The organism is Campylobacter sp. RKI_CA19_01122, from assembly GCF_025771325.1.
Lineage (GTDB): Bacteria > Campylobacterota > Campylobacteria > Campylobacterales > Campylobacteraceae > Campylobacter_D > Campylobacter_D lari_D.
This window is the reverse complement of record NZ_JAKMPZ010000009.1, coordinates 64,239-84,405: the sequence shown is the minus strand read 5'-3', so window position 1 is coordinate 84,405 and position 20,167 is coordinate 64,239. Positions and strand designations below refer to the sequence as shown.

The 20,167-nt window shown below is 29.6% G+C and carries 21 protein-coding genes and 3 pseudogenes; 15 read left to right on the top strand and 9 right to left on the bottom strand.

The genetic code is table 11. From position 1 onward, the window contains the following. Together L8U37_RS06315 and L8U37_RS06310 are read right to left on the bottom strand one after the other, a co-directional pair. A partial coding sequence (locus L8U37_RS06315) for a S8 family serine peptidase (RefSeq protein ID WP_263728837.1) occupies positions 1-2,091 on the bottom strand: 2,091 nt, incomplete at its 3' end. A 92-nt stretch (positions 2,092-2,183) separates the two neighbouring features. After that, positions 2,184-3,404 (bottom strand): metal-dependent hydrolase, encoded by a 1,221-nt coding sequence (locus tag L8U37_RS06310; protein ID WP_263728836.1) that lies wholly within the window; start codon positions 3,402-3,404, stop codon positions 2,184-2,186. Between the two features lie 88 nt (positions 3,405-3,492). On the opposite strand from L8U37_RS06310, the gene aroQ reads away from it, so the two are divergent. Genes aroQ through fliY form a run of 9 tightly spaced genes read left to right on the top strand, consistent with a single transcriptional unit; the run spans position 3,493 to position 10,683 of the window. After that, positions 3,493-3,975, top strand: a complete 483-nt coding sequence (gene aroQ, locus L8U37_RS06305) for a type II 3-dehydroquinate dehydratase (protein ID WP_039625266.1) — start codon at positions 3,493-3,495, stop codon at positions 3,973-3,975. Next, on the top strand, positions 3,972-4,997 hold the full coding sequence (locus tag L8U37_RS06300) for a M24 family metallopeptidase (protein ID WP_263728835.1): 1,026 nt from the start codon (positions 3,972-3,974) through the stop codon (positions 4,995-4,997). The genes aroQ and L8U37_RS06300 overlap by 4 nt, the downstream gene beginning before the upstream one ends. Before the next feature lies 1 nt (position 4,998). After that, entirely contained in the window at positions 4,999-5,472 is a 474-nt protein-coding gene (gene folK, locus L8U37_RS06295) for a 2-amino-4-hydroxy-6-hydroxymethyldihydropteridine diphosphokinase (protein WP_263728834.1), read from the top strand. A gap of 8 nt (positions 5,473-5,480) precedes the next feature. Next, on the top strand, positions 5,481-6,863 hold the full coding sequence (flhF, locus tag L8U37_RS06290; protein ID WP_039667960.1) for a flagellar biosynthesis protein FlhF: 1,383 nt from the start codon (positions 5,481-5,483) through the stop codon (positions 6,861-6,863). Then, a complete protein-coding gene (flhG, locus tag L8U37_RS06285; RefSeq protein ID WP_133319628.1) occupies positions 6,856-7,719 on the top strand; it encodes a flagella biosynthesis ATPase FlhG in 864 nt (287 codons plus the stop codon). Before flhF ends, flhG begins: the two co-directional genes overlap by 8 nt. A gap of 14 nt (positions 7,720-7,733) precedes the next feature. Continuing rightward, entirely contained in the window at positions 7,734-8,090 is a 357-nt protein-coding gene (locus L8U37_RS06280) for a hypothetical protein (RefSeq protein ID WP_133319627.1), read from the top strand. Further along, positions 8,077-8,763, top strand: a complete 687-nt coding sequence (locus tag L8U37_RS06275) for an RNA polymerase sigma factor FliA (protein WP_133319626.1) — start codon at positions 8,077-8,079, stop codon at positions 8,761-8,763. The genes L8U37_RS06280 and L8U37_RS06275 overlap by 14 nt, the downstream gene beginning before the upstream one ends. Further along, a complete protein-coding gene (fliM, locus tag L8U37_RS06270) occupies positions 8,763-9,854 on the top strand; it encodes a flagellar motor switch protein FliM (protein ID WP_133319625.1) in 1,092 nt (363 codons plus the stop codon). The genes L8U37_RS06275 and fliM overlap by 1 nt, the downstream gene beginning before the upstream one ends. Next, positions 9,844-10,683, top strand: coding sequence for a flagellar motor switch protein FliY (gene fliY / locus L8U37_RS06265; protein WP_133319624.1), 840 nt, complete (start codon positions 9,844-9,846; stop codon positions 10,681-10,683). Before fliM ends, fliY begins: the two co-directional genes overlap by 11 nt. Positions 10,684-10,695: 12 nt before the next feature. On the opposite strand, the pseudogene L8U37_RS06260 reads toward fliY, so the two are convergent. Continuing rightward, positions 10,696-11,312: pseudogene (locus L8U37_RS06260) on the bottom strand (C39 family peptidase). Continuing rightward, positions 11,297-12,149: pseudogene (locus L8U37_RS06255) on the bottom strand (hypothetical protein). The pseudogenes L8U37_RS06260 and L8U37_RS06255 overlap by 16 nt, the downstream one beginning before the upstream one ends. A 128-nt stretch (positions 12,150-12,277) precedes the next feature. On the opposite strand from L8U37_RS06255, the pseudogene L8U37_RS08240 reads away from it, so the two are divergent. The 4 genes and pseudogenes from L8U37_RS08240 to mnmA all read left to right on the top strand — a co-directional run bounded on the left by L8U37_RS08240 (position 12,278) and on the right by mnmA (position 15,328). Further along, positions 12,278-12,861: pseudogene (locus L8U37_RS08240) on the top strand (hypothetical protein). A 27-nt stretch (positions 12,862-12,888) separates the two neighbouring features. Continuing rightward, positions 12,889-13,521: a hypothetical protein gene (locus L8U37_RS06240; protein WP_263728832.1), complete on the top strand. Its 633-nt coding sequence runs from the start codon at positions 12,889-12,891 to the stop codon at positions 13,519-13,521. A gap of 192 nt (positions 13,522-13,713) precedes the next feature. Then, positions 13,714-14,349 (top strand): TIGR00730 family Rossman fold protein, encoded by a 636-nt coding sequence (locus L8U37_RS06235; RefSeq protein WP_263664779.1) that lies wholly within the window; start codon positions 13,714-13,716, stop codon positions 14,347-14,349. Next, complete coding sequence (gene mnmA / locus L8U37_RS06230) at positions 14,312-15,328, top strand: tRNA 2-thiouridine(34) synthase MnmA (protein ID WP_220566785.1); 1,017 nt, start codon at positions 14,312-14,314, stop codon at positions 15,326-15,328. Before L8U37_RS06235 ends, mnmA begins: the two co-directional genes overlap by 38 nt. Before the next feature lie 38 nt (positions 15,329-15,366). On the opposite strand, the gene L8U37_RS06225 is transcribed toward mnmA, so the two are convergent. After that, a complete protein-coding gene (locus L8U37_RS06225) occupies positions 15,367-15,618 on the bottom strand; it encodes a helix-turn-helix domain-containing protein (protein ID WP_039640720.1) in 252 nt (83 codons plus the stop codon). 92 nt (positions 15,619-15,710) lie between these two features. On the opposite strand from L8U37_RS06225, the gene L8U37_RS06220 reads away from it, so the two are divergent. Both L8U37_RS06220 and L8U37_RS06215 read left to right on the top strand, forming a co-directional pair. Beyond that, positions 15,711-15,992 carry a hypothetical protein gene (locus L8U37_RS06220; protein WP_263666332.1) on the top strand — a complete coding sequence of 94 codons (282 nt, stop codon included), beginning with the start codon at positions 15,711-15,713 and terminating at the stop codon, positions 15,990-15,992. After that, entirely contained in the window at positions 15,989-16,462 is a 474-nt protein-coding gene (locus tag L8U37_RS06215; RefSeq protein WP_263680198.1) for a hypothetical protein, read from the top strand. The genes L8U37_RS06220 and L8U37_RS06215 overlap by 4 nt, the downstream gene beginning before the upstream one ends. Before the next feature lie 68 nt (positions 16,463-16,530). Here L8U37_RS06215 and L8U37_RS06210 read toward each other — a convergent pair whose 3' ends face one another. Genes L8U37_RS06210 through L8U37_RS06195 form a run of 4 tightly spaced genes read right to left on the bottom strand, consistent with a single transcriptional unit; the run spans position 16,531 to position 20,162 of the window. Then, complete coding sequence (locus L8U37_RS06210) at positions 16,531-17,028, bottom strand: phosphatidylglycerophosphatase A (RefSeq protein ID WP_043019364.1); 498 nt, start codon at positions 17,026-17,028, stop codon at positions 16,531-16,533. Between the two features lie 2 nt (positions 17,029-17,030). Continuing rightward, complete coding sequence (locus L8U37_RS06205; RefSeq protein ID WP_133319619.1) at positions 17,031-18,197, bottom strand: sulfate adenylyltransferase; 1,167 nt, start codon at positions 18,195-18,197, stop codon at positions 17,031-17,033. Further along, on the bottom strand, positions 18,175-19,050 hold the full coding sequence (locus L8U37_RS06200) for a hypothetical protein (protein WP_263728831.1): 876 nt from the start codon (positions 19,048-19,050) through the stop codon (positions 18,175-18,177). The genes L8U37_RS06205 and L8U37_RS06200 overlap by 23 nt, the downstream gene beginning before the upstream one ends. Next, entirely contained in the window at positions 19,047-20,162 is a 1,116-nt protein-coding gene (locus L8U37_RS06195) for a bifunctional 2-C-methyl-D-erythritol 4-phosphate cytidylyltransferase/2-C-methyl-D-erythritol 2,4-cyclodiphosphate synthase (protein ID WP_263728830.1), read from the bottom strand. The genes L8U37_RS06200 and L8U37_RS06195 overlap by 4 nt, the downstream gene beginning before the upstream one ends. Between the last annotated feature and the right edge of the window lie 5 nt (positions 20,163-20,167).

The window sequence follows — 20,167 nt, the reverse complement described above, 5'->3', positions numbered from 1 at the left end:
TTTTGGTTCAGGTTTTGGTTCAGGTTTTGGTTCAGGTTTTGGTTCAGGTTTTGGTTCAGGCGCGGGCTTATTAATACTAACTTTATCTTCATCTAATACAGCAACAAAATCAATACTATTGTTTCCTGATATTTCAACTTTTTCAAAGTCATTTATATTATTTTTTAATCCAGCTAAATTTATAGTAATTATATTGCCACTAGTGTAAAACATAGGTAATGGTATGTATTGTAATTTACCACCTTCTATTTGATAAGAATTTGCTATAAGTTTAGAATTACCATTATTTCCAAAATCAAGCTGCAAAATAGCATTGTTTTTTTGGTTATATAGACCTTCTACAATTAAATCACTTAAGTCTTGATTTCCAGGTCTCACAATTCCTTGATTGTATAAATTATTTTTTATTAAACCATTTCCGCTAAATTTACCATTAGTTAAAACTTTAACCTCTCCACTTATAATTCCTTTATTATTTTGTGTTTTTATTAGGGAAAGCTCACCCTCTTTTACTATAGTTTTACCAAGATAAGTATTTTCTCCACTTAAAATTAACCTCCCTTGACCATCTTTGATAAATCCAATATTTAAATTTTGTATTTCATCTTTTGGAGAATTTAAAGCATCGAGTCTATGTAAACTATCATCCCATTTTTTTTGAGATATGTCATTGCTAAAAATCGCGTTATATCCTTGAGTATTTATAGCATAGTAAGCTTCTTTTTCGCCATAAGTATCGGTAATATCTTGTAAATTTAATCTATTTGCATCTAAAATTCCTATACCATTTATGGCTTTTTCAATGTCTAGAATGCCTTGTCCTAAGATTTGTTCTTTTTTGAGAGTTTGTATTCCTTTGTAGTCTTCATTGGCATTTTGCATAAGTGGATATTTGTCGATTAGATTGTTTAATATCTTATCTGCTTCAAAACCCCAATATCCAGCATCTATCAAATCTTGTTTTATTTTATTTTTATCATCAGGGATAGGCGTATCTATATAAATAATAGTATAATAGGATTGTTTTCTTCCATTGGAAGTATTAAGAAGTTGAGTTTCTTTTACTGTTAGTTTTGGAGTTTTGTAATTTTTATTTGCTGTACTTAATAAAACATCAGCTATTTGTTTTCCATTTAAAAAAGGGAATTTTTCTGACACTAAAGCAGCAGCTCCACTTACCATAGGAGTTGCCATAGAAGTACCACTCATTTTAACATATAAATTTTTATCAGGTCTTCCAAAAATGGGTTGTATATTATAAGCAGCATTAACTGAATTAACAAAACTTCCAGGTGCTACTAATGAAAAATTTTCAACTCCTTTTAATCCATTGCTATACGATGCTATAGCTTTAGAGGATAATATAAGTTTTCCATTTTCATCTTTTGTAATTTTAGAAGAATCAATGGCTCCAATGCTAAGCCATGATCTTAAATTTTCATCATAATAAGGAAGAGTAGCATTAAATCCAGGTGATACTATACCCTCATTTCCAGCTGCAAATAGTATTAGAATGTTTTTTTCTTTTGCTAACTTTATAATCCCTTCAAGCGGTTTATTGTTGTTTGCTAAATTTAAAAAATAATTAGAATTTTGCTTTTTAAGATCTGATACATACCATCCGAGCTGACTCATTCCTACTATTGGATATAATTGCGTATTCCAGCTATTATTGATTATTTTTATTTCTTTATCTTTAAAATAATCATAAATATTATAAGGAATTATTTTTTGACTTCCATTGTTATAGCCAAAAATTTGAATTCCATACATTTTCGCATTGTAAGCAATCCCATATGGTTCTTTAATGTTTTTAAAATTACCAAGTATAATTCCTGCTACATGTGATCCGTGAGTGTCTACTGTTAGATCAGGAGTATAAGGTTTATTATTTACTGTTGAGTATTGTTGCTCTATGATTTGTCCTTGCAAACTAGGATGATTTGCATTAAAAGCAGAATCTATAATACCTACATTTATATTTTTTCCTGTGATATTAAGATCGTGTGCTTTGTGAACATTAATAACTTCAAAATCATTTAAAGCTAAAATTTGAGTTATAAAAATAAATATTATTAAATATTTTTTCATATGACTTTCTTAAATTTTTATTAAAGATTCTTATAATTTTTAAGTATAACAGAAATATTTTAATTTTGATTAGAAACTCTTGTTTAAGATGCTTATATTATTTCTTTTCCTTCTATAAAAAGTTTTAACACTTCTTTGCTTTGTAAGATAAATTGCAAAGGAAGTTGTTTTAAATTTGCACTATTTGGTAAAGCAAAAAGACTAAAATCAGCTATTTTGCCTTTTTGAATTTGACCTAGGTTTAAATTTAAGGCTTTTGCGGCTTTATTTGTTGCCATTAAAAGTAACATTTTGGCAAAATTTTCTAACTCAAAATCATCATGTATAAGTAAATTTGCTCTCATTTCATCAAGTATGCTTAAAGAAGTATTTGAACTTAAGCCATCGGTTCCTAGATGGATATTAATACCATTTTTTAAAGCAGATTTTAATTTAAAAGTATTTTTACTCAAAAGCCTATTTGAAAAAGCACAATGCGTAATTGAGTGCAGATTTTTATCTAGCAAATTCCATTCTTTGAAATACACACAATGTGTAAATAAAGTCCTTTGATCTTTAAAAAGCTCTAAAAAGCTTTGCGGAGTGTAAAGTGGCATAGGATTTTTGCTAAATTTAGCCAAGCTCTTTTTAAAACCACCTTTTTTAAACCTTAGCCAGTTGTTTTCATGATTGCTTTCAAGAAAATGTGTGCTTAGTAAATGATCGTTTTCTCTAGCAAGTTTTATAGCAAATTTAGCAAGCTCTGGGTGGGTTGAGTAGGGTGCATGCACTGAAATAGCAGGGATAAATTTAGAAGTTTTAAAACGCATGCTTTTTTCATAACGAGTTAAAAATTCCTCTTTTTTTGCTTGGATAAAATTTTCACTTGAACCTAAAATTTCATTGAAAAATATCACTCTAGCTTGTGAATTTACACAAGGGTTTAAATCGCCCCCAAAGCTTGAAATTTCTCCTATAGTAGCAGTGCCACTTTTTAGCATTTTATGAATATTTTGTGAGATTAATTTTTCTTTGGCTTTTTCGTTTAATTGCTCGCGGTTATTAAAAACGCTATCAAGCCATTTTAAAAAGTCTCCAAAGACTAAATTTCCATTATTTGCACTAAATTCTAAATGTGTGTGCGGGTTGATAAAGGCGGGTAAAAGTAAGGTATTTTTTGGAGTTGGTATAAGCTTGGCTTTTGGATAGGATTTTTGTAAATTTTCTAAGCTATCAATTTCTAAAATATTATCATCAAAAAGAATAGCTTTTTTTTCTAAAATACTAAATTTATCATCGCAAGTTAGGATGATTTTGGGTGCTATTATAAACATTTTCCATCCTTTAAAAAGGTAAATTGTAGCTAAAATTTAGCTTTAAAGTGTTATAATATAGTAAATTTTACTAAATAAAGGTTAGATTATGAAAGTTATGGTGATACAAGGACCAAACATTAATATGCTTGGTGTAAGAGAAACTCACATTTATGGTAATATGAAAATGGAAGATATCCACGAGCAAATGAAACAAGCCGCAAAACAAGCTAATGTGGAGATTGAGTTTTTTCAAAGTAATTTTGAAGGTGAGCTAGTTGATAAAATTCAAGAATGCTTAGGCAGTGTAGATGGAGTGATTATTAATGCAGCTGCTTATGCACACACTTCTATAGCAATCCGCGATGCGATTGCGGCGATTAATATGCCTGTGATTGAAGTGCATATTAGCAATACTTACAGAAGAGAAGAATTCAGACAAAAAAGCATGATAGCACCAGTTTGTGCAGGTAGCGTGGTAGGTTTTGGTCCTTTTGGTTATCATATGGCTTTAATGGGACTTTTCCAAATTTTTGATCAAATCAATGCATATAAAGCAGCTCAAGCAAAAGCACAACAAGCAAATCAATGAATTTTATCTTAAAAAACGAAAATGCACTTTTTTATGAGTGCGGCTATTCTTGCGATAATGCTTTGTTTTTAAAACTTGAAGATAAAGCTTTTTTCATCACTGATGCAAGATATAGCTTTGAAGCTAGCGAAATGATAAAAAATGCTAAGGTGGTTTTAGCACAAGATCTTTTTGCTAGTGCTAGAGAGCTTTTAGAAAAAGCAGGAATTGATAGGGTGTGTTTTGACCCAAAAGACTTTAGTTATTTTGAATTTAAAGAACTTAGTAAAAGTGTTAATATCGTTTTTGAAGAAAAATTAGACTTGAGTAAAAACAAACGCATTATAAAAAATGCCAAGGAATTACAACTTTTGCAAAAGGCTGTAAATTTTGGTAAAGAATGCTTTGAAGAATTTGCTAAATTTATCAGCCAAGAAGGCCATGGAAAAAGCGAAAAAGAATTACATTTTAAAGCATGTGAAATTTTTCAAAAAAAAGGTGTTTTAGGACTTTCTTTTTCACCTATTGTAGCTATTAATGAAAATGCAGCTAAAGCACATGCTTTACCTAGTGATAAATGTTTAGAATATGGAGATTTGTTATTAGTTGATGCGGGTGTGGTTTATCAAAGGTATTGTTCTGATCGCACAAGAACGGCTTGTTTTGATGAGAATGGTATAGTTTTTGATAAAAATAAGCCAAATTTTAAAGATAAAGAAATTATGCAAATTTATGAAGTGGTTAAGCAAGCTCAACTTCAAGCTATAGAAAAAGCACGCGCTGGTATGATGGCAAGTGAGCTTGATTTTATCGCAAGAGAAGTGATTAAAAACGCAGGTTTTGAAAAAGAATTTATTCATAGCTTAGGGCATGGAGTGGGGCTTGATATACATGAGTTGCCAAATATTAGTCCAAGAAGTGATTATGAGCTAAAAGAAGGTATGGTATTTACCATTGAACCTGGAATTTATATCAAAGATAAACTTGGCATTAGGATAGAAGATATGGTCTATCTTGATAAAGAAAAGGCAGTGGTGTTATAACTTGCTGATTAAAGGGGCTAGAAGGTTAGAAAAAATTCGTTTTTTTCCTTTTTATTCAAAGACTGATAAAAAAGGAAAATACATAGCCATTATAGGACTTGGAAGCAATATAGAAGATGAAAAAAAACGTTTTCGGAGCTTATTTAGGCTTTTAATGCAAGATAAACGCTTGCAAGTATTGCAAACATCGCCATTTTTGATTAATAAAGCTTTTGGCTTTGAAGAGCAAAAAGACTTTACTAATGCAGTGATGGTTGTAAGCACAAGTTTGCATGCAAGAGCACTTTTAAAAGTTTTGTTTTTTTATGAGTTTAAATTCAAAAGAAAAAGAACTTTTAAAAATGCTCCTAGAACGCTTGATTTGGATTTGTTGTATTTTTCAAAAAAAGCGCGTAAAGATGAGTATTGCATAGTGCCTCATGCGGGGGTAAATGATAGAATTAGCGTAACTTTGCCTTTGGGCTTGTTAAGATAAGGAAAAATATGGGACAATTGATTCATACTTTTACGGTTGAAAGCACAGATGAGATTATACCTAAGGTCAAGCAAGATTATGGCGATAAGGCTTTGATAGTAACTAATAAGCAAATTCGCCCAAAAACTATCAATCAAAAGCCTTTGTATGAGGTTATAGTGGCGATTGAAGAAGCTGATTATGAAGAGCATTTAAAACAAAATAATTTGCCTATGCCACCAAAGAAAAAACCAAACACAGCAAGTTTTCCTGAGGCTAAAATTCAAGCTCCAAAACTTGAAGATGAAAAAAAAGAAGAAGATGTAGTGCTTGATTTTTCTTCGAAAGCTAAGCAAAAACCTATTAATCCTTATTTAAATACAAGCAAAAAAGATGATAATTTTTTAAATTTAAAAAACAAACTTTCTCAAGTTAGTTCAGAAATTAGCAAGGTTTCAAACTATCAAGATTTTTCTATGCCAAATCCAAATTATGATAAAAAAATAGAAGCTTTTGAAAAACAAATGAACAAGCTTAATGATAAAATGAATTTACTTGTGGATATGATGTGGGATGATAAGGCAGATTTACGCAAAGAATTAGCTATACCACCTGAGTTTGCAAGTATTTATAAGCAAGCTAAAGCAAGTGGTATGCAAGAAGCGCATTTAGAAGCGATTATGAAAGCGACTATTGAAAATATGCCAAGCACCATGAAAGCAAATCAAGAAGCAGTGCAAAGGTATTTTTACTCACTTTTGCGTAATATGCTTCCATGCCGTTTAGAAAGTGAAATTAAAAAGCAAAAAATCATGATGTTAGTAGGTCCAACAGGAGTAGGTAAAACTACAACTTTAGCAAAGCTTGCTTTTCGCTATGCTTATGGAGATAGACGCTATAAAACCGGTATTATAACTCTTGATACTTATAGAATAGGCGCAGTAGAGCAACTTTTCCAATATGCTAAGATGATGAAACTTCCTATTATTGATAGTATAGAGCCAAATGACTTAGATGATGCGATTAGAAGTTTAAATACTTGTGAGGTTATTTTAGTAGATACAACCGGAAATTCACAGTATGATAAGGCAAAACTTGAAAAAACAAAAGAATTTTTATCGCATTCTAATGCGCAAATTGATGTGAATTTAGTGCTTTCAGCAAATACAAAATATGAAGATTTATTAGAAACTTATAATAATTTTTCATTTTTAAATATAGACACTTTAATCATTACAAAATTTGATGAAACAAAAGTATTTGGAAATGTGTTTTCTTTGCTTTATGAAACTAGCACTCCGATGAGCTTTTTTTCCATAGGGCAAGAAGTACCTGATGATATAGAAGTGGCTAATAGCGACTTTTTAGTGCGTTGTGTGTTAGAAGGTTTTAGAAGGGATGAAAATGAGTAATCAAGCAGAAAAATTAAAAGATCTAGTAAAAAATGAAAACTCAAATGTAAAACATACCCATTTTATCGCAGTTACTAGCGGTAAAGGTGGGGTTGGAAAAAGTACTTTTAGTGCAAATTTGGGCAACATCCTAGCTAAAAATGGATATAAAGTAGGGCTTTTTGATGCAGATATAGGGCTTGCAAATTTAGATGTGATTTTAAATGTGCGTGTAGAAAAAAACCTTTTACATGTTTTAAAAGGTGAATGCTCACTAGAAGATATTCTAATAGAAGTCAAGCCAAATTTATGGCTTATCCCAGGTGAGAGTGGCGATGAAATTTTAAAATACAATGATAAAAATATTTATGAGAGATTTTTAAATCAAACAAGTATTTTAGATGATTTAGACTTTTTAATCATTGATACAGGAGCAGGTATTGGTGGCAATATAGGGAATTTCTTAGAAATGTCTGATGAGGTTATTGTCATAACTGTACCTGATCCTGCCGCAATTACCGATGCTTATGCTACTATAAAAACTACTTCAAAGACTAAAGAGAATTTATTAATGGTATTTAATGTAGTTAGAAATGAAAATGAGGCTTTAAGAATTTTTGATAATATTAAAAAAGTAGCAGATATTAACATTAAGCATAATTTAAATTTAGAATTTTTAGGATTTTTAGGTCAAAGTAAAGATATTAGTTCTAGTATTAAAAAAAGAACTTTATTTAGTGATGATGATACTAATGCAAGCGATGAGCTCAAAGCTATAGCTTCTAAGCTTTTATATAGGTTGGAACAAAAAGTGCTTAATAATGTGGGAGATAAAAGCATTATGAGTTTTTTCAAAAAGCTTTTGGATCGTTTTTAGATTGAAGGAAAAAGATGAGACCAGAAAATTTTGTTGCTTTTTTTACTGTTTGTGGTTTTTTTATAGGATTAATGTTCACCATAGTTAATATAGAAGATGCAGTAGAGATAGTTGTATATACTTGTTTGATTACTTTTGTATTTTATGTGTTAATCCATATAGTAATTATGATTTTTGTAGATGCAAATAAAATTAGTGGTAGAAGCTTTAATAAAGAAAAATATGAAAATGAAAATAATAGCTTTATAGCAGAATTAGCTGCAAGAGAAAAGAAAATGGATTACTTGCTTGAAAAACTTCAAGAAGAGCGTGAAGACCTTAAAAAACTTGATAGCTCTTCAAAAAGAAAAGTAAAACATGCAGCCGCATAATGCTTATGCTTCTACGCTAAAAAAAGAACAAGATGACTTAGTCATCTCTTATATGCCCGCATTAAGAGCTATGGCTTTTAGACTTAAAGAGCGTTTGCCTGCAAGTATTGATGTAAATGATTTAATTAGTATTGGCGTAGAAGAGATGATTAAACTCTCGCGTCGCTATGATAAAGAACAAAATGACAATTTTTGGGGTTTTGCAAGAAAAAGAGTAAATGGAGCTATGCTTGATTATCTAAGAAGCCTTGATGTAATGAGTAGAAGCAATAGAAAAATCATCAAAGATATTGACGCTATTATAGATGAGTTTTATCAAGAAAATGAAAAAGAACCTGATGATGAGTATTTAGCACAAAGATTAAATTTAGAAGTAGAAAAGGTAAAAGAAGCAAGAGCAGCTCATGCTATATCGCTTGTTATGCCTTTAGATGAACAGCTAAATTGTTTTAATGATAGTAATATCATAGAACAAATAGAAAAAGAAGAATTAATAGAAAAAATCAACGCGGTTTTGGAAGAATTTAAAGAAAGAGAAAGGCTTGTGATACAGCTTTATTATTATGAAGAATTAAATTTAAAAGAAATTGCAGAGATTTTAGAGATTAGCGAGTCAAGAATTTCACAAATTCATAAGCGTTTGCTTAAGAAGATTAGAGAAAGGCTAGTTTAATGGCTGAAATACTTTCCCAAGAAGAAATTGATGCTCTTTTAGAAGTCGTTGATGATGATAGCGATGATAGTGCTGCTTCTTCAAAATTAGAAGAAATAGAAGATAAAAGAGATATTGTAGTATATGATTTTAAGCGTCCAAATAGGGTTTCAAAAGAACAACTTCGTTCTATTAAAGGAATTCATGATAAATTAGCTAGAAATCTTGCTTCGCAAATTTCATCTATGATGAGAAGTATAGTTGAGATTAAACTACACTCAGTTGATCAAATGACTTATGGTGAATTTTTGATGTCTTTACCTTCACCGACAAGCTTTAATGTTTTTTCTATTAAGCCTTTAGATGGAAATTGTGTTTTAGAGATTAATCCAAGTATTGCTTTCCCTATGATAGATAGGCTTTTGGGTGGTCAGGGTGAAAGTTTTGACACCTTAAGAGAACTTACAGAAATAGAACTTAACTTACTTGATTCTATTTTGCGTATTATTATGCAAAGACTTAAAGAAAGTTGGATGAATGTTACGGAAATTTATCCAAGTGTTGAAGCAAAAGAATCAAGTCCAAATGTTGTGCAAATTGTTTCTCAAAATGAGATTGTTATTATGGTGGTAATGGAGATTATCATAGGAAATTCAAGTGGCATGGTAAATATATGCTATCCAGTTGTGCATTTGGAAAGTATTTTGAGTCGTTTAGCAAATCGTGATATTATGATGGGTGAAACTTCGGCTAAAAAGTCAAGAAACAAAGAACTTAAAACTTTGATCGGTCGTGCTGAAGTGATTTATGAAGCTATGCTTGGTAAAACTTTTATCAATGTAAATGAATTTTTAGATTTAAAACAAGGAGATATTTTAAAACTTGATAGAAGTGCAGATGATAAAGCTATAGTAGCCATAGATAAAAAAGAAGTATTTTTAGCTCAAGTAGGACTTCATAGATTTAGAAAGTCGATTAAAATCTTAGAACTTATTAAAACTGATAAAGATGAGATTAAAGAAATGCTTGAAAAATATGAAGATGAAAGAAGAGCAAAGGCAAATTCTTATGATGAAAATGAAGAATTAGAAGAGGAAGAAGATGATCAATGATTTTTTAGGCATATTTGTCAACGAGTGCATAAGCACAATAGAAGGCTTAACAGGAAAAAGTGCTGAATTTAGCGAGTATTATGAGTATGATGTAAATTCTCAAGATTCTATGACTCCGCCATTAGTTAGTGCTACTTTTAGTGTCAATAATGAGATGAAAATCAAAATCTTAGCAAGTGCGGTTTTAATGAGTGCAATTGGTGAGTGGATGATGGGAGAAGAAGAAATCTCTAAAAATAGTGAGCTAAATGAAGATGAAATGGACGCGGCCAAAGAAGCTATACAAAATATCATTTCAGCATTTTCTACAACTTTAGGTGCACAAAAAGAAATTCCAAAAATGGAATTTAGTTTAGAAAATTGTGAATTTGTTGCAGATAGTCTAGAACTTGGCGGCTTTCATAAAATATATTTATATAATGTAAAAATAGCTGATTTAGAAGAGAAAATTTCCTTAGTATTTGATGAGAAAATTTATAAAGTTTTAACTAAAACTGATTTAGAAGAAATTGTTACAACTCATGAAGAGCATACTCAAGACCATAAAACCTTAGCAAGCGTTGAAGAGTTAAGAAATATCGGCTTGATTATGGATGTGCGTTTGCCTATAAGAGTGCGTATTGGTAGTAAAAAAATGCTTTTAAAGGATGTTTTAACTATGGACATAGGTTCAGTTATCGAGCTTGATCAATTAGCTAATGATCCTTTAGAAATTTTAATAGGTGATAAAAAGATTGCCTATGGGGAAGTAGTTATTGTAGATGGAAATTTTGGAGTACAAATTACTGAGATTGGCTCTAAAAAAGAAAGATTAGAGCAATTAAGATGAAAAATTAGTTCTCTAATCAAAAAACAATAAAAAACAATATAAGCTAAAAGGCTTAAAATCAAAATGCAAAGATTTTGGAGTATTTAGCTTGAAAGGTTTTAACTCTTTTTAGGAGCAACAATTAAAGCATAACCACCTTTATTATATCTATCCCAAATGCTAAAAAATTGACTTTTAGAGCTTATGTATTCTCCATGGCTTGGATCAAGCACTTGTAAATAATTCCCCTTGTGATTAATAATTACCACAAAATGTGGGAAGCGTGGGTCATCTTCAATTTTTACAAGCATTGGAATATTTACAAGCTTGTCTAAGCTTTCTCTATTGATTTGGTATGAATTGCTTTCATAACCTAGCTTTTTAACCGCATCGTTTAAATCTGCAAAGCTTACCATATCCGTATAAAGCTTTTGTCCGCTCATAGTTTGTAAAAGTTTAAGCTCATCAAACTTTTTATCATCAAGTATATTGATTAAAGTTGCCAAAGATGAAGCCCCGCAAGATTGCTCGTAAGTTTGTCTTATTACTCTTTCGTTTTTAATTTCTTGATAAGACTTGACTACCCATTCTGCTTTTGCATTCAAAGAAAGAATGGATAAAAATAATAAAATTTTTAAAATTTTCTCCATAAGCTTATCCCAAATATACTATCAGGCGAAGCAGAACTTCCCCAAAACTAGCATTAACAGAAACTGCGGTATCTGAATTAATGCTATAAGTAGAACCTAGACTTAAAGTTGGAATAGAACGCACTTCAGAATTTTGATAACCATTGATTTTTTGCTCGGTTTGAAATCTTTGCTCTGCTCCCAAATCTAAAGTAATTTTAGGACTTAGTATGATAGACAAATCCCCACCCACATAAATACTATTTCCATACTCTATTTTAAGGGTTTTAAATTTTCTTGATTGATTATAACCAAAACCGATATAAATGCTATATACAACAGGGTCGCTATATCCCCTTAAACTAGCTTGTAGGCTTTGTGATTTTAGATAAAAGTTTTCGGTTTGATTGATTGCTTTTTCTCTTTGAACGACTGCAGTTTGAAAGGTAATTTGTGGAATTAAATCTGCAATGCTATCGCCTGTATAAATAAACCTAGCCATAAACTATCAAAACCTATTCTGTTTTTACTAGAATACTCATTTGTAAAAAAGTTTGTATATTCAGCTCTTGCATAACTTCCGCCCCCTGAAATAAGTATGTCAAACTTAGGTGTTATGGTATAAATGAAAGTTTGAGTTAAAAATACTTGCTTTGTATCATTCCAAATTGTAGGATCTCCGTCTATTGTTATATTAGGATAAAGAGAATACGAGTTTGCATTTCCTGTGCTAAGTAAAGAAAAGCTTGTAATGCTTCTTAAGCCTATTTGCTTTTTAAATAAACTGTCTATACTTAGTTCATCACTAGCAAAAACACAACTAAGTAAAACCATAAATGTTAAGAAAATCTTTTTCATTGTTATCTTTCTAAATATTTTTAGATTTTTTCCATTAAAACAATAAATGTTTCAAATAACAAATTGATTTTAATATGTAATTTGTGATATTCTTTAAAAAAGAGTAAAAATAGCTAAAAAAGGAAGTTATGTTAAAGAAGTTAGCAAGTTCTTTAATTTTAGGTTCTTTGTTAGTAAGTTCTGCTTTTGCTGGGGATTTTTTAGCTAAAGTTAGTAATGGTGCTTTAAGTGATAATTCTCAAGGCGTAAAAGTTCTAAATGTAGATGAAATGAAACAAGTTAAGGGTGGGTATTTAGTCGGTTTTAAATTTTTTAAAGATCGTCCAAATTTAATTTCAGAAGTTTATGCAATTGCAGATTTTTCAGAATACGAACTTAGCAATCTTAACAAGGTCTATGTGGTGCAGGAGATGAAAAATGCTCAAACCCTAGTAGAGATAGATTAATTTCTTGGTTGCAAGCGAGTGCTAATTCTCCTGCTGAATATCGTCCTGTATATAAGGTAAAAAGACAAATAAAATACTCAAATTTAGGACAGCCTTATGTTTTATTTACTTATGGAGTCGGTGTTTATAATGTAAAGAATGGACAAATATATCAATATAATTCTAGTCCTATGTTAAATAATAATACAATCATGAGAGAAATTGCTTATAAATATCAAAATTCTATACAAGATGCCATGGGTGGTTGGAATCCAAGATTATTTTAATAAAATATCATAAAAAAAGGGTTTTCTATGGTAAATTTTGATACTCAATATACAAATATTAATTATCTAAGCAATAACACGAACAATAAAAAATCTGTGCTTAAAAACGATGATAATTATTTTAATTCCGTGATAAAAAAATTTAATTTCTCTGAAAAAACCAAAGAAGAACAAGGGTATAATGGATCTCCTGATGTAAAAGAAGTAGAAAACTCTTTATATAAAAGATATATGGAAGATAAACTAAGCAAGGATGAAATAAAAATACTTAATAAATTTGGCACAGACTATCTTACAGAAGGCGTAGATTTGTCCGCACTTCATAAACGAAAAGTTGATCTTTTAAAAACTCTTACAAGTATGAATGAATTTGAGAAAATATGGGGTGCTGAAAGGGCACAAAGAGAAAAACAATTTTTTAATGAACTTGGTAAGTCACTTACTCAAGAAGATATAGATAGGTTCTTAGCTAATAAAAACAATCAAAAAGAAGACAAAGAAAAACCCTTTAAACCTATACAAGCAGAAAGTAAAAACAAAGAAACTTACAAAGATGATAGTACAAGAAACGAACTTGTAAAAAAACTATTAGAAGATAAATTTAGTACAAGCGATGAGTTGAAAATTCTTTTTGGTGTTAAAATAGATGTAAAGATTTAAATAATAACGAATTTACTAAAATCTTTTCATAATTAAGTGTGTATAATATATAAAAGTGTGGATTTGAAAGTTTAGAAATTTAAAAAAATCTAATTTAATGCAGTTTGCAAAAGAAAATTATTTAAAAATTACATAAAAGATTATTATAAAAATTTAGCTAGAATGGAATTTATTTTAACTAAAGGTTATAAAATGAATGAAAAAATAATCCAAGATTTAGAAAAATTTGCTAACATGCCAAACCTAAAAAATGCTATAACTTTTTTTGGTTCTGCAAGATTAAAAGAAGACAATGAGTATTGTATTTTGGCTTCAAAATTAGCTCAAAAGTTAGCTGATGAGGGTTATAGCATCATCAGTGGCGGTGGCGGTGGTATTATGCAAGCTGCAAATTACGGGGCTATGCAAAGTCAAGCTTCGCACTTGAAATCTTTTGGATTTAATATACATTTACCATTTGAACAAAAAGCAAATGACTTTTTAGAGTATAATATCACTTTTAAGAGCTTAGCCATTCGCAAAATGGCTCTTATCCAAAAGAGTCTAGCTTTTGTGATTTTCCCAGGCGGCTTTGGAACATTAGATGAATTTTTTGAAATTCTTACTCTTAAGCAACTTAGTTTTAAAAAAGATGTTCCTATTATTTTAGTTGGGCAAAAATTTTGGCAACCTCTTGATGAATTTATCAAAACTTCTTTACTAGAACTTGGAACTATATCTAAAAATGATGAGTTAAAGTATAGTATAAGTGATGATTTAGATGAAATTATAAGAATGATAAAGGAAAAAGATGAAAATTCTTGTTGCAATGAGTGGGGGTGTAGATAGCACTGTAACTGCTTATAAGTTAAAGCAAGCAGGACATGAGATTATAGGTTGTTATATGAAGCTTCATGGAAAAGCTAATTATCATGAAGAAAATATACAAAAAGTTGAAAAAGTTGCTAAATTTTTAGACATCAAATATCATATTTTAGACTTACAAGAAGATTTTAAAAATCAAGTTTATATGCCTTTTGTTAATACCTACAAAGAAGGAAAGACGCCAAATCCTTGTGCTTTGTGTAATCGCTTTATTAAGCTTGGCAAGCTTTTAGAATTTGCTAAGAGTTTGGGTTGTGAGAAATTAGCCACAGGTCATTATGCAAGGATAGAAAATGGTTTGATTAAAATTGCAGTTGATGAGAGTAAGGATCAAAGCTATTTTTTAGCAAATGCAGAGAAAGAGGCTTTGGAATATTTGATTTTCCCTCTTGGAGAGATGAGAAAAGAAGATGTGAAAAAATTTGCTTCTACAATTGATGTTTTAAAATCTTTTGCAACACAAAAGGAAAGTTCTGAAATTTGTTTTGTGGAAGATACTTATGTGCAAGTTTTAGATCAGTTTATGGATACTAAAATTCCAGGTATTGTAAGAGATAGTAGTGGTAAAGAAGTAGGAAAACACGAAGGTTATATGCACTATACCATAGGTAAAAGAAGAGGTTTTGAGATACGCGGGGCTCATGAGCCACATTTTGTGTTAAAAATTGATCCTAAAAAAAATGAAATCATAGTAGGTAAAAAAGAAGAACTTAAGATAAGTGAATTTAATCTTGATAATATTAATTTATTTGTTGATGCTAAAGAGCTAGATTGTGAAGTAAAAATACGCTATAGATCAAGATCGACCCCATGTAAAGTTTTGATTAATGAAGATAAAAGTGCAAAAATCATCTTACAAGAACCTGTTTATGGACTTGCTAGCGGGCAAATGGCAGTATTTTACGATAAAGATTTGGTTCTTGCAAGCGGATTTATTAAATAAAAAAGCTAAAGGGTTGCACCCCTTTGGCGTTGTAGTGTTTATTCTAATAAATCTTTTAGTGGAATTTCTAAACTTTTAGAAATTTTATATAAGTGCTCTAAATTAAAATGTTTACCATATCGATTACACTCACAATTTGAATAAAATGCAACGGATTTTATACCTATATCTAAGGCTAACTCAAGCTGAGAAATTCCTTTTTTCTCTCTAAAATTTCTTATATTTGATGATACTTTTTTATAAAAATTTAAAATTTCTTCTTCGCTAGAATTGCTAAAGTCCTCTTCCATTTTTTATCCTATAGGATTAATATGAAATTAAACTTTACAAAGATATAATTTTTTTAAATATATCCTATAGGATAAATTAAAGAGGTAATAATATGATAAAGAAAATTATCAGTAATGGTAGAAAGAGAATTTTTGACACGATCAATACAAAAGAAGTGAAGATAAAATATCTTGAAAATAATGAAATTTGTATTACGCTAATAAATATAGAAGATAAGAAATTTAATAATTTTAGATTTAATTGTTTGGAAAATTTTAAAGATGATATTTATAAATTTCTTACAGAAGAAACACAAGAAAACTTAATGGAAATAAAAAATTCTATTGCTCAATTTAGTTATCAAGAAAATTTAATGTTAGGAGTTGGTCAATGAAAAAAATTATAATATTATGCATTTTAATAAGTGTTGTTTTTAGTTCTAATAATTATGATGCTAAAGAACAGAGGTATCAAGAAAAGTATCAACAATCCATACAAGGCTATGATAATCTTATGAATAATATAATAGATAGAATGACTACCGATGAAAATATAGGAACCTATTCTATGGGATTTGATAGTGCTTTTATTTGTGGTGTTATAAATCTTATACAAAGTGTGGCTAATATATTTTATTTTGGTGATGATCCTGATGGTTACAACTTAGAAGCGATTATAGGAAGAGATGATTATAGACCTTCTTATTATCTCGAATATGGATTTGGAACCGATTGGGATAGATTTTCTTTTGTGGGAGCATTAGAATACTTTGTATATCTGTTGCCAAAGATATTAGCTTATTTATTTGTGGCATATTTGATATACAGATTACTATTGAAATTACAGGTTAAAGATAATGTTTAATATCTAAATTCTAAAATTTTTATAAGAAATATATCTTTTAATAAAAGATATATTTCAATTGTATTTTATTAGTTTAAAAATATCTCCATAATGCTTATATCAAACCATAAAAGATCAAATTTAAGTAAAATTCCATAAATTACTGCACTAAATAATCCTGCGAAAATTCCTGCTAAAACATCATCTAGCATTACACCCAAACCACCTTTTGTTTTTTTGTCAATTTTACCTATGATAGAAGGTTTTGTGATATCAAAAAATCTAAATAAAACAAAAGAAAGCAAAAAAGTAAAAACACTCTGTCCGCAAATTGCCAAGGCTAAAAATACCCCAACAACTTCATCTATTACAATATGCTTATCATCGTGTATGCCTGTTTGTTTTTCATATTGATCGATGATTTTTATAGAGATTAAAAAAAGTAAAATTGCAAGTAAGATCAAAGTTCCTATACCCAAATACCTTAAAATAAAAAAAGCAGGGATTAGCGCTGCTATTGTACCAAAGGTTCCTGGAGCTTTATTAACACTACCTGAATAAAAAAAAGTTAAAAATAATTTTTGCATGATTACACCATATATGACATTTGATGAAGTTTTATAAGTTGCTCATAAAATTCTTTATCGCTTCGATATTCTAAAATACCATGTGTAGGGAAAAGATTACTATAGATATTTTGTTTATTATGAAAGCGATTTGGGAAAAGCTCAGATAAAATCAAAGCTGAAATTTCTCTTCTTATAAAAACTGCTGGTGGAATGATACCAAGTCTAAGTAAATTTTTTAAAGAATCACCATGGTATTTCATATGATGATGAGCTCCATGGGGACATGATTTGGTACTTACTACCATTTTACATTCATCACAAAATACAAATTCAGGAAGTATGGTAACTTCTATATTATAATCTTTTGCAAAATCATCAAGCACGGTAAAGGTTCTGTTTTGATTAAAATACATTCCAAGTCCTGCATGATTTTGTCCTACAAAAAGTTTATTGCAATCAAAACTTTTAGCCAAAGCACACTCAAGCACAGGGTTTAAATGCGAGGCAAAAATTTTGATATTATGTAAAGGTATGAGTAAAACCCTAGAAGATGGTAAGTAATTTTGCGCAAAAACATCAAAACAACGCTTTTTGAGTTTTAAGCTCAATCCGTTGTTTTCATAGGATTCTATAAGGAAAATAATCACTAAATCAGATTGTTCTATAGCCCATCTTAAAATTCTCTCATGTGCTCTATGAAAAGGATCAAAACTTGAAACAATGGCTGTGATATTAGAAGGATTTAATCTTTTTTTGATTTTTTCAAAATCTTCTTTAATGGCTTTGATATTATTGTGATAAATTTCAAATTCACCACTTATACAAATTTTTCCAAAATCTTGGATCAAGCAAGCATTAGGTCTAAAAATATCATTGCTATTTTTATCATTTTCAAATTTGCTTTCTAAAATGATATGTCCTATGGGTTTATCATTGCAAATAAAGTCTATTTTATCGCCAACTTTTGCATTTTCTAAAGCAGTATTATTTTCTTTTGTACTTGCAGGTGCAAAGGTAAGAGTATAAGGAATTTTTTGTTTATGTATCATTCCTGTGGCTATAACTTCATCTCTTTCTTTTTGATTCATTAATTTTGTAAAAGAACCAAAAACTCCTTCTTTGATAAAACATAAAACTTCGTATTCTTCTTCTGAGATTGTAATACTATTTTTTCTTTGTAATGCCATATTTTTTCCTTTTTTCCCATAAAGATTTTCTAGAAATTCCTAATTTTTTTGACAAATCTGTATCAGGAAAGACATTTTGATAACTAATGATAATATGTTTAACATAATCATCAATAGTTAAAATTCCATTACTTTCGAAGTTTTTCTCATCCTCGCCTAGTTCTAAAATTTGAAAATCACTATGTTCAACATTTGTACTTGTATGTATAATAACAGCTTTTTTTAAAGCAAGGTTTAACACTTTTTCTTTGTCTGATGATTTTAGAGTTTGGAAATTTACAAGATAGTATAAACAATTATCTTTAAAGATTTTATCTAAATTTTGTTGATGTGAAAGATCTATGTAAATATTTGCGACATTATGCTCATTGGTATAGTTAAATACAAAATGATCTGCAAAATTTTGATTGTTGGTTTTTAAAATCAAAGGCAATTTGAATTTTTTATAATCAAAAGTTGGTAATTTAGCTGTCTCAAATTTATGTTTTAAATAAGACTTATAAGTATGATTTAAAATATTTATTTTCTTAAATTCTTGAAAATGTTTGATTTTTCGCGTTAATTCTTCTATCATAAAAGGCTTTTGTATATAATCACTCGCACCGGCTTTTAGTGGCGCTAAAACTGTATCTGAGCTTATATAAGATATGAGTAAAATAATAATTTTATGCTTAAAAATTTCTACAATATGTTCAAAATTAGCCATACTAGTAGAAAGCAAAATGATTTCATAATCATGATGAGCAAGCTCATTAACATTTGCAATAATATCACAATCATAACCTATAGAATTAAGTTTTGAACCTATGCTTTGGGCTAAATAAAATTCATTTTCTACTATTAAAACTTTCATAATTTCATCCAATCAAAATATTTTAAATTCGCACTTACTAAAACAGCAATTCCTTCTTTTCTTCCTACAAAACCTAAATGCTCTGTGGTGGTGGCTTTGATATTGATTTTATTTGGTGTTACTTTTAATATTTTAGCTATATTAAAAGCAATATTTTCTTTAAAATCTTTCATCTTGGGCGTTTGTGCAATGATTGTAATATCAGCATTCACAAGCTCAAATCCATAATTTTGCACCAAAGTATAAGCATTTTGCAATAAAAGCATAGAATCTGCGTTTTTATATTGTATATCATTATCTGGAAAAAGTTCTCCAATATCTCCAAGCCCTGCTGCACCTAAAAGCGCATCAATTAGTGCATGAGTTAGCACATCTCCATCAGAATGAGCTTTCAAGCCCATATTTTCATGTACTTTTACTCCGCCTAAAAGTAAGGCTCTTTGCTCTCCAAATTCATGCACATCAAAGCCATTTCCATTAAAAATTTCCCAAGATGGTTTCGGTAAATTTAAGCTTTTTAAATCTTCTTTAAAGGTAATTTTTTTAGCTAACTCATCACCTTGTACATACCAAATCTTACCACCAATAGCTTGTATTGCTGTGCTATCATCGGTAAAATTTGCATTTTGCTCTAAAGCTTTTTTGAGCATACTTGTGCGCGAAAGTTGAGGGGTTTGTATGAGTTTTATTTTATCTCTGTCGATAACTTCTTGAGCATAAATTGCTGTATCGCTTACTTTTAAAACAGGTGTAATACAATCTGCTTTATCGTAATTTTCTATAATATTATTAAAAAGGTTTTTAGAAATCAAAACCCTTGCGACATCGCTAACTAAAACATATTCACTTTGTACTAAATTTAAAGCATTAAGTAATGATTGTGCTCTTGTATTACCGCCTTTAACAAAATGATACTCAGGTGCAAATCTTTTCATATAAGAAATATTACCAGAAGTAACAATTACTTGTTTAAAAGGGTAAAAAGAACTTAAATTTTTAGTTGCATAAAGCCATAATGGATGTTCACCTAGTCTTAAAAACTGCTTTTTTACTGGAGCATTAAATCTTGATGACTCCCCTGCTGATAGCATAATCAAGGAAATATCTAACATTTGTT

What these genes read in the sequence shown, in the direction of transcription:
- L8U37_RS06205 (WP_133319619.1), bottom strand. Translation starts at nt 18,197, where the DNA reads ATGGCATTACAAAGAAAAAATAGTATTACAATCTCAGAAGAAGAATAC.
- L8U37_RS06310 (WP_263728836.1), bottom strand. Translation starts at nt 3,404, where the DNA reads ATGTTTATAATAGCACCCAAAATCATCCTAACTTGCGATGATAAATTT.
- L8U37_RS06195 (WP_263728830.1), bottom strand. Translation starts at nt 20,162, where the DNA reads ATGTTAGATATTTCCTTGATTATGCTATCAGCAGGGGAGTCATCAAGA.
- aroQ (WP_039625266.1), top strand. Translation starts at nt 3,493, where the DNA reads ATGAAAGTTATGGTGATACAAGGACCAAACATTAATATGCTTGGTGTA.
- L8U37_RS06225 (WP_039640720.1), bottom strand. Translation starts at nt 15,618, where the DNA reads ATGGAAGAGGACTTTAGCAATTCTAGCGAAGAAGAAATTTTAAATTTT.
- flhG (WP_133319628.1), top strand. Translation starts at nt 6,856, where the DNA reads ATGAGTAATCAAGCAGAAAAATTAAAAGATCTAGTAAAAAATGAAAAC.
- mnmA (WP_220566785.1), top strand. Translation starts at nt 14,312, where the DNA reads ATGAAAATTCTTGTTGCAATGAGTGGGGGTGTAGATAGCACTGTAACT.
- L8U37_RS06240 (WP_263728832.1), top strand. Translation starts at nt 12,889, where the DNA reads ATGGTAAATTTTGATACTCAATATACAAATATTAATTATCTAAGCAAT.
- fliY (WP_133319624.1), top strand. Translation starts at nt 9,844, where the DNA reads ATGATCAATGATTTTTTAGGCATATTTGTCAACGAGTGCATAAGCACA.
- L8U37_RS06210 (WP_043019364.1), bottom strand. Translation starts at nt 17,028, where the DNA reads ATGCAAAAATTATTTTTAACTTTTTTTTATTCAGGTAGTGTTAATAAA.
- L8U37_RS06220 (WP_263666332.1), top strand. Translation starts at nt 15,711, where the DNA reads ATGATAAAGAAAATTATCAGTAATGGTAGAAAGAGAATTTTTGACACG.
- fliM (WP_133319625.1), top strand. Translation starts at nt 8,763, where the DNA reads ATGGCTGAAATACTTTCCCAAGAAGAAATTGATGCTCTTTTAGAAGTC.
- L8U37_RS06275 (WP_133319626.1), top strand. Translation starts at nt 8,077, where the DNA reads ATGCAGCCGCATAATGCTTATGCTTCTACGCTAAAAAAAGAACAAGAT.
- L8U37_RS06200 (WP_263728831.1), bottom strand. Translation starts at nt 19,050, where the DNA reads ATGAAAGTTTTAATAGTAGAAAATGAATTTTATTTAGCCCAAAGCATA.
- L8U37_RS06215 (WP_263680198.1), top strand. Translation starts at nt 15,989, where the DNA reads ATGAAAAAAATTATAATATTATGCATTTTAATAAGTGTTGTTTTTAGT.
- flhF (WP_039667960.1), top strand. Translation starts at nt 5,481, where the DNA reads ATGGGACAATTGATTCATACTTTTACGGTTGAAAGCACAGATGAGATT.
- L8U37_RS06280 (WP_133319627.1), top strand. Translation starts at nt 7,734, where the DNA reads ATGAGACCAGAAAATTTTGTTGCTTTTTTTACTGTTTGTGGTTTTTTT.
- L8U37_RS06300 (WP_263728835.1), top strand. Translation starts at nt 3,972, where the DNA reads ATGAATTTTATCTTAAAAAACGAAAATGCACTTTTTTATGAGTGCGGC.
- L8U37_RS06235 (WP_263664779.1), top strand. Translation starts at nt 13,714, where the DNA reads ATGAATGAAAAAATAATCCAAGATTTAGAAAAATTTGCTAACATGCCA.